This is a genomic window from Marinobacter salsuginis, from assembly GCF_009617755.1.
In the GTDB taxonomy this organism is placed as follows: domain Bacteria; phylum Pseudomonadota; class Gammaproteobacteria; order Pseudomonadales; family Oleiphilaceae; genus Marinobacter; species Marinobacter salsuginis.
The window spans coordinates 612,469-627,714 of sequence record NZ_BGZH01000001.1; the positions used below are offsets into that span (position 1 = coordinate 612,469).

General features: G+C 58.1%; 10 protein-coding genes and 4 tRNA genes. 4 read left to right on the forward strand and 10 right to left on the reverse strand.

Going from position 1 to position 15,246, the window contains the following annotated elements; genetic code table 11:
- Window position 1: 1 nt before the first annotated feature.
- Complete coding sequence (locus GJU83_RS02815) at window positions 2-3,763, reverse strand: translocation/assembly module TamB domain-containing protein (protein ID WP_228715147.1); 3,762 nt, start codon at window positions 3,761-3,763, stop codon at window positions 2-4.
- A complete protein-coding gene (locus tag GJU83_RS02820) occupies window positions 3,760-5,514 on the reverse strand; it encodes an autotransporter assembly complex protein TamA (protein ID WP_174805003.1) in 1,755 nt (584 codons plus the stop codon). The genes GJU83_RS02815 and GJU83_RS02820 overlap by 4 nt, the downstream gene beginning before the upstream one ends.
- A 186-nt stretch (window positions 5,515-5,700) precedes the next feature.
- On the opposite strand from GJU83_RS02820, the gene GJU83_RS02825 reads away from it, so the two are divergent.
- Both GJU83_RS02825 and GJU83_RS02830 read left to right on the forward strand, forming a co-directional pair.
- Window positions 5,701-6,708, forward strand: a complete 1,008-nt coding sequence (locus tag GJU83_RS02825; RefSeq protein ID WP_153633628.1) for a hypothetical protein — start codon at window positions 5,701-5,703, stop codon at window positions 6,706-6,708.
- A gap of 45 nt (window positions 6,709-6,753) precedes the next feature.
- A complete protein-coding gene (locus GJU83_RS02830; protein ID WP_153633629.1) occupies window positions 6,754-8,241 on the forward strand; it encodes an amidase family protein in 1,488 nt (495 codons plus the stop codon).
- A gap of 54 nt (window positions 8,242-8,295) precedes the next feature.
- Here GJU83_RS02830 and GJU83_RS02835 read toward each other — a convergent pair.
- Both GJU83_RS02835 and GJU83_RS02840 read right to left on the reverse strand, forming a co-directional pair.
- Window positions 8,296-8,372, reverse strand: a tRNA-Met gene (locus GJU83_RS02835).
- A 99-nt stretch (window positions 8,373-8,471) separates the two neighbouring features.
- Entirely contained in the window at window positions 8,472-9,809 is a 1,338-nt protein-coding gene (locus tag GJU83_RS02840) for an acetyl-CoA C-acetyltransferase (RefSeq protein ID WP_153633630.1), read from the reverse strand.
- A 321-nt stretch (window positions 9,810-10,130) separates the two neighbouring features.
- Between GJU83_RS02840 and GJU83_RS02845 the strand changes: the two genes are divergently transcribed.
- The gene (locus GJU83_RS02845) at window positions 10,131-11,537 is read left to right on the forward strand and encodes a 3-oxoacyl-ACP reductase (RefSeq protein WP_153633631.1); all 1,407 of its coding nucleotides are present in this window, start codon (window positions 10,131-10,133) and stop codon (window positions 11,535-11,537) included.
- A gap of 41 nt (window positions 11,538-11,578) precedes the next feature.
- On the opposite strand, the gene GJU83_RS02850 is transcribed toward GJU83_RS02845, so the two are convergent.
- From GJU83_RS02850 to GJU83_RS02875, 6 genes are all read right to left on the reverse strand, one after another.
- Window positions 11,579-11,654, reverse strand: a tRNA-Val gene (locus tag GJU83_RS02850).
- 22 nt (window positions 11,655-11,676) lie between these two features.
- Window positions 11,677-11,753, reverse strand: a tRNA-Asp gene (locus GJU83_RS02855).
- 66 nt (window positions 11,754-11,819) lie between these two features.
- Window positions 11,820-11,895: transfer RNA gene (locus GJU83_RS02860), tRNA-Val, on the reverse strand.
- A gap of 162 nt (window positions 11,896-12,057) precedes the next feature.
- Complete coding sequence (locus GJU83_RS02865; RefSeq protein WP_136631541.1) at window positions 12,058-12,303, reverse strand: hypothetical protein; 246 nt, start codon at window positions 12,301-12,303, stop codon at window positions 12,058-12,060.
- Between the two features lie 49 nt (window positions 12,304-12,352).
- Window positions 12,353-13,225 (reverse strand): DUF2846 domain-containing protein, encoded by an 873-nt coding sequence (locus GJU83_RS02870; protein WP_153633632.1) that lies wholly within the window; start codon window positions 13,223-13,225, stop codon window positions 12,353-12,355.
- Between the two features lie 139 nt (window positions 13,226-13,364).
- Window positions 13,365-14,336, reverse strand: a complete 972-nt coding sequence (locus GJU83_RS02875; protein ID WP_153633633.1) for a hypothetical protein — start codon at window positions 14,334-14,336, stop codon at window positions 13,365-13,367.
- A 295-nt stretch (window positions 14,337-14,631) separates the two neighbouring features.
- Here GJU83_RS02875 and purE point away from each other — a divergent pair, with 295 nt between their 5' ends.
- The gene (gene purE / locus GJU83_RS02880; protein WP_153633634.1) at window positions 14,632-15,123 is read left to right on the forward strand and encodes a 5-(carboxyamino)imidazole ribonucleotide mutase; all 492 of its coding nucleotides are present in this window, start codon (window positions 14,632-14,634) and stop codon (window positions 15,121-15,123) included.
- Window positions 15,124-15,246 lie beyond the last annotated feature (123 nt).

Consider the following 15,246-nt stretch of genomic DNA (forward strand, 5'->3'; position numbering starts at 1 on the left):
TTCAGAAATCCCGCGTGTAGAAAATATCCAGGGAGGCCGCCAGACCACTGGCCGCCTCCAGGTAGAAGTATCGGCCCAAGTCGTATCGCAGGGCAACGGTCGTGATCGGCTCGAAAATGCCGACACCATAGCGAACACTCAGCTCGTCCGTCAGATAGCCGCTCGCCACTACGGACGTCTGCTCTCCGGAGCCCTCTGCTTCGAGGGTGAGCTGACGAATGCCGAATTCCTCGCCAATCTGGCCAGTCACCTTGTTGGCCTGAGTCAGACCCAAAGAAAGCGCCGCCCGCGTCATCTGACCCTCATCGCCCTGGCTTCGAGGAGCTCTACCAAGGATTACGTACGACAGTGCGTCAGTCTGTGGCATATCAGGATTAGAAAACACCTCGGTCTCCGGAGATTGCACCGGCCCCGTCAGACGGATACCGGCAACCACGGTATCAACCCGCCGCACGGCTTCGATATCCAGATAGGGCTGAGCAAGATTGCCAACGAACAGGAGCCTGGCACGCCTGAGTTCGAGTTCCTGACCGTAGGCCTCATACTGGCCATTAACCAGCTGGAGTGTTCCCCGTGTATCCATATCGTTGGTGATCCTGAGGGAACCTTCGAGATCGCCTGTCACGCCGAAGGCCGAAAACGTCACCTGATCCTCACCCACCAGGACATTCACATCCATGTTCAGTGAGCGAACTACGGGTTCCTCCTTCTCAACACCTACGATGACTTCGTCTTCAGAAACCGACACGGCCTGCTCAGGTAGCCCCTTTATCTCGATGTCCCCTCTTGGCACTGCAACCTGCCCGGTGATTTCCAGGGTGCCTTCACGGAAAACCAGGGTCAGGTCCGGCTCCACCTCAACCTGGGCATAGGGCTCCACACTGAACGGTACGCGCTCCCCGGAAATCGTGATTTTCCCCCGCGGCGCCTGTTGCCAGTCGACCTCGCCATCCAGGATGGTCTGACTCCGGGCATTGCTCTGGATCCTGCCGCTGATCTGTGCCGAATAGCCCGAGAATTCAATAGTGGCAATCATCTCCTCAATGGGCAGCGGCAACCGGGGATCTGAAACCCGTCCATCCACCAGATGCAATTCGCCGGTCACAGCCGGCTTCATCAACGGGCCCGAAAGCTGACCCTGGCCATTCACTTTCCCCGCCACCTCATCAAGCCCGGACAGCAATCCTGCAAGGGCGATATCAAGCCCTTCCAAATTGAACGAACCCTCGACGTTGCGATTTTCGGAGTTCGGGTCCAGCCCCATGTCCAGCTCAAACCTGCCCAATTGGGGGCCAGCCAGACGAACGGCGACATCGGCCCGCCGAGGTTTGAGGGTGACCTCGGTGGTAAAGGCATCATAGTCGAGGTCTTCCCACTCACCATCGACCAACAGCTGGAATTCGCCATCACCGGCATCAAGATACACGCGACCATCCGGCCCTTCCGCCGTGGTGGTAAAATCGATCTCGCCATTTAACCGCGCATTCCAGCGCACGGTTTCCGGAAACAAGGGCGCCAAAGCGAGCGTTGGGAACCGGCTGATTCGATAGGCGATATCGGGAACCGGAAGCAATGTCTGATCGTCGGCGCAAACGGTGCTTTGTTGCCAACGCCAACAATGGCTGCCAAAGGTCAGTTCACCGTTGGCACCATAGGCGAGGGTCGCTGGTGACTCCAACTGCCATCGCTGCGACTGTTCCGGAACATTTATCACCCCGGTTGATAGCTGCCCCTGCCAGGTTTTCCATTCGGAACCAGCACCACCCTCGAAAGCCAGTTCCAGGTCGGCTTCGGAATGCTCAGCCCTCAGGCTCACGGTGTGCTGCCCCTGAGTGCCATTCGCCTGGAGCGTGAGCGTTTCAAGCTCCTGACCGCCCCCACCTATATTCTCCGCTTGCAACTGGCTTGTGAGCCTCAGCCCGTCGTCCAGGTCGGCCTCAAGGCTCAGGTTTTCAATGGTCAGCTGGTCGCGCCAGGCAAGGTTTTGGCCGCCCGCTCTCAACTCTCCCACCGGACGCTCCGGCGTTCCTTCAGCCATCAGGGTCGCTTCCAGATTGCCGGTCAGGCCGGGGAGTACGATCTCGGGCTCAGGCAGGTTCAGGGCCAGATCGCCCCGCAACAGCTCGCCCCAGGTACCACGTCCTTCTACCCGGTTGGCACCGATCGCCAGACTCAGCCCAGACAACTCCCAGCTACCGGATGAGGTATCAAGGCGCCCTTCGAGGGATGCAGGATTGGAACGCCAGTCACCCTCGAGGTTCCAGGTGGCGTTCATGGCAGGAATGGGACCGTCCCCGAGCTGCCCTTCGGTGGTGACATCGCCACTCAGGCTGGCTTCAAGAACCGGCACCCAGTATCCCGGATTGAAATTCTGAAGGGCCAGGGCTGCCTGCCAGGACAGCGGGCCGGCAAAGTTGACCGATCCGTTTCCGGTCAGCGACCCGGCGCCAGTGCTGATTCTCAGATCGGTCAGCGTGGTTTGCTCGTTGTCACCATCCACCGTGGTAGACAGATCAGCACGGCCCTGAGGGCCGTCAACGCCTGCTTCAAGCTCCGCATGGTAGCTACCCTCTCGCCAGGACACCGTACCATCGAGCGACTGGAGCGTAACCGCCGGCTCTTCAAGGCCCGGGACCAGGGTGTACCAGGGAAACCCGCGCAAGCGGACATCGGCACTGGCCTCCAAGACCTCACTCCAGGCCACACGTCCGTTGGCCACCACAGTATTCCGTTCACTGCCATTTGAGCTATCCGTGGCCAGTTCAATACGGATGCCCTGAGCCGCCTGTGTGGTCACAAGGCCCTCAAGCGCCAGCTGCACCGGGCCGGTTGTGCCGGGCAGTCGTGCTCGCCCCTGTGCACGGAACCCCTTCTGCAGACTGCCACGGGCCTCCACAGACCAGTCGTTGAGCACCAGGGTCTCTGGCAGCGCCTCAGTTGCCCGGAACTGGTCCGAGGTTATCCTGAGTCTTGCTGGCAGGCTGGGATCGAGCGGCGCGACCTGCCCCGAGAGTTTGGCATTCAGATAGCCGCGACTCGTGACTGCCACCATCAGATCCCGCACGCTGCCAGAGAGTGTTGCATCCAGCGTCCACTGGTCACCGTAGGGAGGTGGAACCTCTGCCCTGACCTCAAGATTGACGGGCCAGTCCCGTCGGGTTTCTATCCGGCCGTTGGCAGAAACCGTGTAATCCCCCAACCGATACCAGGCGCGCTCGATGGTCCAGTCAGCACCCGATCCGCCCGCGTCCAGCTCAAGCCGGTCCCAGACCCTGTTGCCATTGAAGGTGAAAGGGCCCATCCGGACGCCGCTGACATTCAGCGCCAGAGGCAAGTCGAGCCCTGGCAGCGTTATTGCACCGCCATCCCCCGATTTATCCGCCGGGGGCAACTGGGTAACCGCAAGCGTCTCTGCTTTCAGACCGTCAACACAAAGCTGTTTCCTGAACAGGCAGGAGGGCGACCAGTCCACGAAAGGCGATTCAACAATAACCTCTACCCCATAACCTCGCCATTGCAGACGATCAGCCTGCCACTGGCCAAACAATGAGCCACGGTCGTTTTCGACCTGCAGCCCCGGGACCTGTTCAATGACCCACGCGGTCCCGGTCTCGGAACGCAAGGCCAGCAGAACCGCTGTCAGCAACAAGATGGGAGCGAGGATCAACACCCCGAGACATACAATCAGCCAGAAGCGAAGCCGGTGTGAGCGGGCCGGCTGGTCCTGTTGGTTGTCTTCGTGTCTGTCCGGTGTCTGCGTCAAAGCTCGGGCCCCATGGAAAAGTGAATCCGCCACTCCCCGCCAAATTCGCGATCCAGCCCTTTGGCAACGTCGAACCGCAACGGGCCCACCGGGCTGATCCAGCGAATGCCAATGCCAACGCCGGTTGCCAGAGGATCATTCAGATCATTGATGGCATTGCCATGATCGACGAACACCGCAGCCCGCCATTGGTCGGCAAACTGGTACTGATACTCACCGCTACCCACCATCAAAAAACGGCCGCCCACCGGCACACCATTTTCGTTTTCAGGCGAGAGTGTTTCATAACCATAGCCCCGGACGCTTTGATCGCCACCGGCAAAAAAACGGAGGGACGGCGGCACATCCGAGAACCGGTTTGTGGCAACGGCTCCTGCCTGAAACCGGCCGACAAATCGGTGCTTACCAGCTAAGGTAAACAAGCCCTTAACCAGCGCATTCACGTGCAGGATATCCACATCCGAGAGCACAGCCCGATGCGAGCCGGTAACATCAAACTGCAAACGATAGCCGCGGGAAGGGTCCAGGGGCGAATCCGCGTGAATCTTGGAGTAGCCTGCGCCCGGGAGCAGAAGCGTGCTCGTGCCCTTCTCGTCGTTGCCGATATTGAACCGTTCGCCCTCCCAACGCAGTGAGAGTACCTGGAGCCAGCCATTATCCAGCTGATGCTGCCACTGCTGGCCTAAGGTCAGAAGTTCCGATTCAACATTCTCGATATCCTCCCGCTGATATCCGGCCGTCAGACGGATCAGATCCGTCATGGGCGGGTCCAGAGGCAGTTCGTACCAGGTACTCAGATTCTGACGTGGCACCGAAAGCTCTGTCTCCGCACCCCGCTTGTGCCCCATGGGATTGATCCAGTGCTCCCGCCATGTGCCGCGGAACCGCGGACCCACGTCGGTCGAGAAACCGACGCCGGCCGATACCGAGCGTGCTTCGCGCCGAGTCAGTCCTACGCTAACGGGAATGACACCATTTTCGGCTTCTTGCGGTGAAATATTGATGTCGACATTGCTGAAATAGCCGCTGTTAAGCAGATCCTTGTTCAGCTGCGCAATTTCGTCGGCATGATAGGGGGTCCCCGGTTCAAAGGTGACGAAATCCCGCAGAAGCTCGATCTCGAACCAATGTCCCTCCTCGAAAGTGACCTCTCCCAGCTGATATCGCTGACCACTCTCATAAATGAGCGTGATTTCGGCGCTGCGCCTCGCCGGATCCACCTCCAGGGTGCGAGTGACAAACCTGCCGTCGAAATACCCCCTGCGCCGGGCACGGGTCTGGATGGTGTCTCTCAGGTTGGCGTAGTCGCCGTGATTGAGAATATCGCCCTCTGCCGGATGTGGCGGCAGATCAGAGGTAAGCCTTGCATCAGCCGCAGCCTCGCCCCGTATCTCCACGATCCGGGAGCTGACTCTCACCGGCTCACCGGGGGTAATGGACAGGGTGAGCGTCGCCGTTGTGTCCGAGTCGCCCTCTTCTATCCGCCAGTCAATCAGGGGCCTGTAATAACCCAAGGCACGCAGGGCTTCCCGGGCCTGATTGACAGCCGTTGGGGCATATCGCCTCAGATTGCCGGCGCTTCGGCCTTCAACCTCTCCAATGAAAGCCTCAGCGTTGGATTTGAGCTCTGGATAGTCACCTTCCACGTTAACAACCACCTGTTGAGCAGAAACCCACGACGGCAGCCAGCAGAGCAGCAGGATCAGAAGCCGGACCCGGCCCGAATTCACGACTTGGTAGATTGATAGCATCCGGCTATTTCAGTGTTGGTGGTAACAAGAAGGATTTACGTCAAAGCGTGGGAGTTTAATGGCAGACGGTCAAGTTAATCCATGGTTGACCCTCAGGCACACTTCAGGCGGCGCCAGGGCAAGTCGTTTGTGGCTTCGAAATAAGCTAACCTGTCAGATACTTAGCAACAGACCGGACCCAGGCGAATGCTGAAAATAAATCGAGAAAACCTGAAATCCAGTCACCAGCTTATCTGGTTCATCATTGATTTCCTGATGCTGGGACTGCTGATCATCAACCTTGCCTTCATTATCTGGGACTCGATCTACAACTTTGTCGCGGTTCAGAATCTCCTGAAAGAACACGCCCCCGCTATTCAGTCCGCCTACCACCCCATTCATGAACGCTTCATCTTTTACGATCTGATCTTTGTCAGCATCTTCCTGACCGAGTTCTTTGTTCGGTGGGGTTATGCCATAAAGGCCAAGGTGTATGACCGCTGGTACTTCTACCCCTTCATCCACTGGTATGACCTGGTGGGCTGTATTCCCGTAGGAAGCCTGCGTTTCCTGCGTATTCTGCGGGTGATCTCGATCATCTATCGCCTGCACCAGTACAAGATCATCGATATCACCAACACCAAGATCTACCGGTTCGTAAATTTTTATTATGAAGCCTTTATGGAAGAGCTCTCGGACCGCATTGTGCTCAAGGTTCTGAGCGGCGTGCAGCAGGAGGTCAGACGCGGCTCACCGCTATTCGACAAGATCCAGGAGGACATTCTCTACCCCCGGAGGGACATGCTCTCAGACTGGATTTCCAAGCGCGTTGCTGAGGCAGCCCAGGAGGGCTACGTACCCAATCGCGGCGCTCTGCGCAGCTATCTGGAGGACCGGGTCGATAATGCCCTCAAGCAGAATCTTGAACTGTCGCGGCTGAAATACCTGCCGGTGGTCGGCCCCACCATTCAAGAGACCCTGGAAGAGGCCGTGGGAGACATCGTTGCCAACGTTATCCACCAGATTCTGGAAGACCTGGCCTCGGCCTCCAATCACGCCTTTATTGAAGACATCGTGAACGTGTTCCTGCCGACACCCGGCGAAGTGAGAGCCGACGAAACCCAGAACGAAGCACTGATCAATCTGATTATCGAGATCATTGATGCGATCAAGGGGCAGGTTAAAGTGAAACACTGGCGGTCCGAGCTGCCTTGACGAACCGGCGAGATTTTCCAGAAACCAACAACAAAGAGAACATCCATGGATGCATCGCACTTGCCACTGCACTACCAATCCGCCCATGACCTTTTGGCGCAGCTGGAGGCGGGCAGTCTGACCAGCGAAGCCCTTACCACAGCAATTCTGGACCAGATCCGGAAGCACAATCCCGCTATCAATGCCGTTGTGACCCTGGATGAACAGCGGGCACTCGCCAACGCCCGTCAGGCCGATGAACAACGGGCAGCTAACGCGGTGAAAGGCCCTCTCCATGGACTGCCGCTTACCCTCAAGGACACCTGGGAAGTGGCTGGTATGACTTGCACCGCAGGCGCGCCGGCCCTTAGAAACCACAACCCGGAATACCACGCTGATGTTGTGCAGAAGCTGGAAGACGCCGGCGCCATTATTCTGGGCAAGACCAATGTCCCCATCTACGCCACGGACCTCCAGAGCTACAACAAGCTGTTCGGGGTCACCAACAACCCCCACAACCCGGCTCACACTCCGGGGGGCTCCTCGGGCGGCGCAGCGGCTGCTCTGGCCGCTGGCATGACGCCCCTCGAAGTGGGCAGCGACCTGGCCGGCTCCATTCGCACACCGGCCCATTTTTGTGGTGTGTTCGGCCACAAGCCAACCCGCTCCCTGGTCTCGTTTCGGGGCCACATTCCCGGACCGCCCGGCACCCAATCCCGGCCCGACCTGGCCGAGGGCGGCCCAATGGCGCGCAGCGCCCGGGATCTGGAGCTTTTGCTAAAAGTCATTGCCGGGCCACGGCCAGCCGAAGAACGCAGCTGGACGCTTCAAATGGCGCCGTCAGCGCTTCAAAGCCTCGACCAGGCTAGGGTTGGTTTGTGGCTGGTAGATCCCCTGTGCCCGGTAGAGCAGGAACTCACCGAAGGCTATCAGGCCCTGGGAAAATCACTGGCAGAGCGGGGCGCACTCGTCACCGAAGTGAAGCATCCATTACTGAGCCTTGAGCATATCCTGCCCGCTTACTTCAACCTGCTCGGCACTCTGCTCAGTACCTCCCTGAAACCTGTGCAGCGCCGGCAAATGAAATGGATCGCGCGACTCGAACCCTGGCTCAAATTCCTGGGCCCGATGACACCATTTATTGGTGAATACGGTAGGGGCGTGAACCAGCCTGTGTACCAGTGGATGGCCTGGAGCGAAATGCGGGAGAAAATGCGCGCCGAAATCGAATCCCTGTTTCAGGAAGTGGACGTTCTGCTGACGCCGGTCACACCAACCACCGCCATCCGACATGACCACACCCACCCAGTCTTCAAACGCCGAATCACCGTCGCCGGCCAGCCAAGGGCCTACATGGACCAGTTCTGCTGGATCGCCTTCGCCACCCTGCTGGGGCTGCCCGCCACCTCCGTGCCCATCGGACGAACGCAAGAAGGCCTGCCTTTCAATGTTCAGGTAATCGGTGCACCGGGGATGGATCTGACTACGATCGGGTTTGCGGGACTGCTGGAAGACGCGGGACTGGCGGGATTTGTCCAGCCAGAGGGATTTTGAAAACGCGGAAGTAAAAACGAGAAAAGCCCGCAAAAGCGGGCTTGACTTCAATAGTGGTAGCGGGGGCTGGATTCGAACCAACGACCTCCGGGTTATGAGCCCGACGAGCTACCAGACTGCTCTACCCCGCATCAAACTGGTTGTTTCTCAGGGAACCCCTGATCAACGTGGCGCGCATGATAAGGGGTGTGATCGACACTGTCAAAGGAAAGTTCCGGGTTTAACCAAACCTACCTCTCCAGAATCGCAGTAACCCCCTGGCCACCCGCAGCGCAGATGGAAATAAGGCCCCGACCGCTGCCCTTCTCCTCCAGCAACTTGGCCAGAGTCGCAACAATGCGGGCACCGGTGGCCGCAAAGGGATGGCCGGTCGCCAGGCTACTGCCTTTCACATTGAGTTTGTCACGGTCAATGCTACCCATGGGCTTGTCCAGACCCAGGCGCTCCTTGCAGAAAGCCGGATCCTCCCAGGCTTTCAGAGTGCAAAGGACCTGGGCGGCAAAGGCTTCATGGATTTCATAGAAATCGAAATCCTGCAGTGTCAGCCCAGCCTTCTCCAGCATCCGGGGTACCGCATAGGCAGGCGCCATCAGCAGGCCTTCCTTCTTGTCCACGAAATCTACCGCCGCAACCTCCGAGAACGTCAACCAGGCCTTGACCTCATAGTTGTTGGCCTTGGCCCATTCCTCACTGGCCAGCAGCACGCAAGACGCGCCATCCGTCAGCGCCGTGCTGTTGGCCGCAGTCATGGTACCGTTTTCCCGATCAAAAACCGGCTTGAGCGTCGCCAGCTTCTCCAACGAGGTATCCGGCCGCAGAATGTTGTCCTTTTCCAAACCTGCCATCGGCGTCATCAAGTCGTTGAAGAAACCTTCCTCATAGGCCTTGGCCAGCTTCTGATGGCTCTCGAAGGCCAGCTTATCTTGATCCTCCCGGGCAATGTCCCACTCCTTCGCCGTCACCTGGGCATGCTCGCCCATCGACATGCCAGTGCGGGGCTCGCCATTTTCAGGAACCTCCGGCTTGAGATGCCCCGGCCGGAACCGCCCCAGAATCTTCAGCCGCTCGCCCGCAGTCTTGGCCCGGTTCAAATCCAGCAAAATCTCCCGGAGCCCCTCACCCACGCCAATCGGCGCATCGGATGTGGTGTCGGTTCCACCGGCGATGCCACACTCGATTTGCCGCAGGGCAATCTTGTTGGCCACCAGAATCGCCGCCTCCAGCCCCGTGCCACAGGCCTGCTGGATATCATAAGCCGGAGTCTCCGGAGCCAATCCACAGCTCATCACCGCCTCACGGGTAAGATTAAAATCCCGCGAGTGCTTGATAACCGCCCCGGCAGCCACCTCACCCAGCCGCTGCCCCTCAAGACCATACCTGTCCACCAGCCCCCGCAGAGCCGACGTCAGCAACTCCTGGTTACTGATCTTGCTGTAGGCTGTATTGGACCGCGCGAACGGAATCCGGTTGCCACCCAGCACCGCCACGCGGCGAATACCCGAAGGCGCGGAGCTGGTCTTTTTCGAAGTAGCGGTTTTCTTACGTGGAGTTTTCGATGCTTCTGCCATGATCAATTCATCCGTTTTGAAGTAACCGTGATGTCAGGGGGAACATTGGGGGAAGGCTTCCCAGAACCGTGGAGCGCCAAGGATGGCGCGACCGAGCCCTACAGGGACGTATTCACGGGCGTGTTCTGGGAAGCCTTCCCCCAATGTTCCCTGCACCCAGGCTGAGTTGTTAATGTCGACAGTTTAGCGACAACCCGAACTGCCTCATTGGCACCCCTGACAACACCCTACAGGCATTGAGTCAATCCAAAAACTATCCGATTCTTTACCCTGTAGGACGATTCGCATCCAGCAACCCGAATGCAAAACAAGGAAGCCACCATGTCTGACCTCTATCTTAGAATAGTAAACACCCCGGTAGGTAAAACCGCCGCACAATCCCTCGGTCTGCCAGCGCCAGTACCCCTGAAACGCCTCAAACGCACCGACCAGCCCTTTATTGAGGGCGACGTGCTGATTGGTGCCGCAGCCGGTGGCAAAGCCATCGCAACCATTGGCAGCACCCTCAGCGCCAGTGCCGCCACACTGCACCATGCCAGCGGCAACGAGCGCCTGAACGATTCATCCAAAGCCGGCAACAAAGCCCGACCATTGGACCTGGGGTCGGACATCGACCACAAATTCTCGGCCCTGGTATTCGACGCCTCTGGCCTGAAAGGCCCCGACGACCTTCGAGCGCTCTACGACTTTTTCCACCCCACCATCAAAAAGCTCGGCAGCAACGCTCGCGTTCTGGTCGTTGGCCAGAACCCCGCCACCTGCAGGAAAGCGCCCCAGGCCGCGGCTCAGCAGGCACTGGAAGGATTTGTTCGCAGCGTGGGCAAGGAAATTGGCAAGAAAGGCTCAACGGCAAACCTGCTGTGGATGGCGCCCGGGGCAGAGAAACAACTGGATTCCAGCGTTCGATTCTTCCTGTCTGCCCGCTCTGCCTACGTGTCCGGCCAGGTCGTCAAGATCGGCAAACGCGATGCGGCGCCGGCAACCAACCCCGTCGCCCCGCTGACCGGCAAGGTAGCATTGGTCACGGGCGCCTCCCGTGGCATAGGCGCCGCCATCGCAGAAACCTTGGCACGGGACGGCGCGACCGTCATTGGTCTGGATATTCCGCCAGCCATGGAAGATCTACAAAAGGTCACATCCGCTATCAAGGGCAAGGCCCTGGCCTGCGACATTACCGACGACAAAGCACCAAAACTGATCGCCGACTTTATCGACGAGCATTTCGGCGGGGTGGACCTGGTGATTCACAATGCGGGAATTACCCGCGACAAGACCCTGGGCAACATGCCTGAACACTTCTGGGATATGACCATCGCCGTAAACCTGACCGCCGAAGAGTTGATCGACGAGGAACTGGCCAAGCGTGAGCTTATGAAAGACAACGGGCGCATTGTCTGCATCTCCTCCATCAGCGGGATTGCTGGCAACTTCGGGCAGACCAACTACTCAACCGCCAAATGCGGAGTCATCGGATACGTGGAAGCCATGGCCCGGCAACTGAAAAACGGGGTGACCATCAACGCGATTGCTCCCGGGTTTATCGAAACCCAGATGACAGCAGCAATGCCGGTCACTATCCGCGAGGCGGGTCGCCGGATGAACAGCCTTTCCCAAGGCGGACAGCCGGTGGATGTGGCAGAAGCCATCGCCTGGTATTGCAGCCCGGCATCCAATGGAGTGAACGGCAATGTTGTGCGGGTTTGCGGGCAATCGTTGATTGGCAAATAAAAAAAGGGCCGATCCTTGCGGATCGGCCCTTTTTCGAAATTTGGTGGGTGGTACTGGGATCGAACCAGTGACCCTCGCCTTGTAAGGGCGATGCTCTCCCAGCTGAGCTAACCACCCGGGAATACTTTCTAAATAAAAATGGCGGAGCGGACGGGACTCGAACCCGCGACCCCCGGCGTGACAGGCCGGTATTCTAACCAACTGAACTACCGCTCCGCATCAATTCGGCCCTCGGGCTCGAACCTGAAACCGGATGGGGTGATCCGGTGATGCATTTGAAAGTGGTGGGTGGTACTGGGATCGAACCAGTGACCCTCGCCTTGTAAGGGCGATGCTCTCCCAGCTGAGCTAACCACCCACTTTCAAGCCTTTCAAAAGGCATTCACTTGCTTGGCAGCAGTGCTGTCTCAACCAAGTGAGAGGCGCATTTTAAGCATTTGGCTGGCGGTGTCAAATATTTTCCCGGAATTTTCTTTAAAAACCTGCAAGCCATTCAAAAGCGTACAGTTTTTAAGCAAATTCACTTCCGCCGAGAGGTTTTGGCGGCTCGCACAACCGGACGATCCTGCCCAGCCTGCTGGGCTTTCTCCTGAAGGGACAACTCGCTGACACGGCTGCGCCTGTCTTCGGGCACGGCCCGATTGGCCAGGGAACAATTCAGGTCATCCAGCCTTTTTTGCAGATCGCCCCAGCTATCGAGAAGTTGGGGAACAACATCGTCTGCCAGCTTTTCAAATCTGAGCTTAAGAGAATCCTTGAGAGCCATTGTTTTTGAATTTCCCGCGTTTTTCACCTGACGTCAGTGTAGTCAGCACTCAGAAAATCCACCAGCCACCTCCGGATTCCGCCTCTTCCCTTCGCTCACGCTCCTGCTCCAGTTCCGCGTACTCCCGCTCCAGTTGCTCAATCTTTTGATCTGTCTCCAGGGGAACGGTGGGGCCACCACCGAATGGCCAGAACCAGGAAGCGGATTCGTACTTGCCTTCTTCCTTCATCCGCTCGATCTCAAGCTCCCGCTCCTCTTCCAGCAACACCAGTTGCCGCTCGTAATCCATGTCTTCATTCACTTCCACAATCGAAGTTGCAGCGTGGTTCGGCGCCAATAGATCACTGTTGAGGAATCGAGTGGAAACGATCTCATCTGCCTGCATGGCGTATTCCCGGGTCACCAGCTGCAGGTCACCCTGTGTCAGCGGGTGGTCCGGATCCAGATCAGGGTGTCGCTGGCCCGGCTCGGAGAGCTCGTTATAACGCAGGTAATAAATCTTTCCGGGCTCGACTTCCAGCGTGGCATCGGCGATCAGGCTCAGACTGAAGGAGTTCATTCCCTCCAGCCCCAGCAGCGGTCGGCGCATGGCGATATGGCGCTCCCCGGGGCTCACCTCCAGCCAGGTGAAGCTGTCGTTACGGATGTTGAAATAGTGGGTATCGTCTATGTAGACACTTGGGGCTTCGATCTCATCTGCAGCCCACTGGGAATGGGTCCGATAGAAGTACAGCACGGCGTTGCGCCGGTCCCAGCTGTCGTTATCAATGTGGACGAAATCATGGCCGGAAACCGGGTGCAGGAACGAACCGACGCTTTTACCAATGGACTGATAAACCGTACACCCGGACACCGCCAGCAACAGAAGTAACGCGACCAACGGCCGGAGCAAGGGAAAAACGGAAGGCACTCGGGTTTTCATTGTTGTTAACTCTTCATCCTGATTGCGAGTTGCCTGATCATAACAACTGCAAATCGCCAGAAATGAGAGCTACCGCAAGGGATGGCTACAAACCGTTACAAAACCCGAAATGCAATGACCGAAACGCCTTGCGGGACAATTACTGCCCGCTGACCTGGCTCCGCAGCTGGTTCACTTCTTCAGACAGCCGAACCAGGCGGGAAGTCAGCTGTGAACGGGAAGCATCGATCGACTCGACTGTTCGCTTCAGACTGGCCACCTCGTTCCGGAGTGCCTGAACCCGGCCATCGCCGGCCAGCTCATCCGTCTCCCGCTCCAGAGCCGAAATCCGCCCCTCCATACCACTGATTCCAAGCTTCTGCTCCTGCTCGAATCGCCGGATACGGCTCTCGATCACCTGATCCACATCCGCCAGTTGCTGACTCAGTTTCGTCAACTGATCCGTTGCCTGCCGGCTGGCCTCCTGTAGTGCCGTTATCGACGTCTCCGTCTGTTGTTTCAAAGCGGCAATATCGGCAGAAAGCGACGACCGGGCCTTCTCTACCGATGCCTCAAGTGCACCAATGGCCTGTTTCCCTTCCGCAAGACCGGATTCCAACGCAGCAATCCGCTCCTGCTGATCATCCAGACGCTTCTTGTTGCGCTCATTTGCAATGGCCCAAAGCTTCCGGATCTCACTGTCTGCCGTATCCAGGCGCTTGGTGTGCGCCGCGATCTGCTCCTCCAGAGTCGCTCCCCGCTCCTGCAGGTTCTCCCCCGTTTCCGAAAGTTCCCCCTCAAACCGGGCCAGCGCCAGCTTGCTCTGACGAGCCCAGTAATCTGCCTCCTCAAGCTGCCCTTCCAATGCCTGAACCCGCTGCTCCTGGGAATACCAACCGGCACCGCCCGCCACGGCCAGCACGATCAAGAGCACCCAAAGCATGGCCGAGCTGCCACGACCACTGCCGCCGTTACCGCCTTTGCGCCCTTTGGGAGGCTTCGCTGGCGCCGACGTTTCGCCTTTCCCACCGGACGATGGCCTGGACTTTTTCTCGGCAGGCTTTTTCGGCTCGGCACTACCAATCGGTCGTTCAGCCCTCAGCTCATCATCATCTGGACGAATGGGTTCCATTACAGCTCCTGACTATGGACGGTTAAAACAATAAGGTCCGATAATACCTGTACTTATAAGCAGGGTGAAATAAAGGCGTGTTATTGGCGGACCACACTGAGCTATGGGGCGTGGTTGGGATTTCTTTTCCAGAAATGTCTGAAGCCAGGGATGGCTTCAGTCAAGCGCACATGGAAGTGCTCGTAGCGGTTTCTGGAAAAGAAATGCCAACCACGACCTGCACCAGGCTTTGTTGCATGGTAGGTAGGCAAAACATACAATGGCCGGCTTTCCAATTATCACAGGACTGTTGCATATGCAGCCGCTTGTAGGACTCATCATGGGCTCCAAATCCGACTGGCCCACCATGGAACACGCCGCCAACATGCTCGAAAAACTCGGCGTGCCCTATGAAACCAAAGTCGTCTCGGCCCACCGCACCCCGGATCTGTTGTTTGAGTACGCCAAAACCGCCGCAGACCGTGGCCTGAAGGTTATTATCGCCGGCGCTGGCGGCGCCGCGCATCTGCCGGGCATGGTTGCTTCACAAACCGCCCTGCCGGTCCTGGGTGTACCTGTTCAGTCCAAAGCCCTGAACGGCCTGGATTCGCTACTGTCCATCGTCCAGATGCCGGGTGGCATTGCCGTCGGCACCCTGGCCATTGGCAAAGCCGGGGCCACCAACGCGGGTCTGCTGGCGGCACAGATTATCGGCACCTCAGACGATAATGTCCGCAAGGCTGTGGAACAGTTCCGGGCCACACAGACCGAAACGATTCTGGAGAATCCCGACCCTCGGGACCAGTAACGCAACATTGGGAGAAAGAAGCAGGCGGGACCTTGTGTCCAAAACACGCTACGAGCACATCCATGTGCGCTTGTTTCGTGCCGTCCCTGGCCCTCAACAGTTTTGGACACAAGGTCCCGCCCG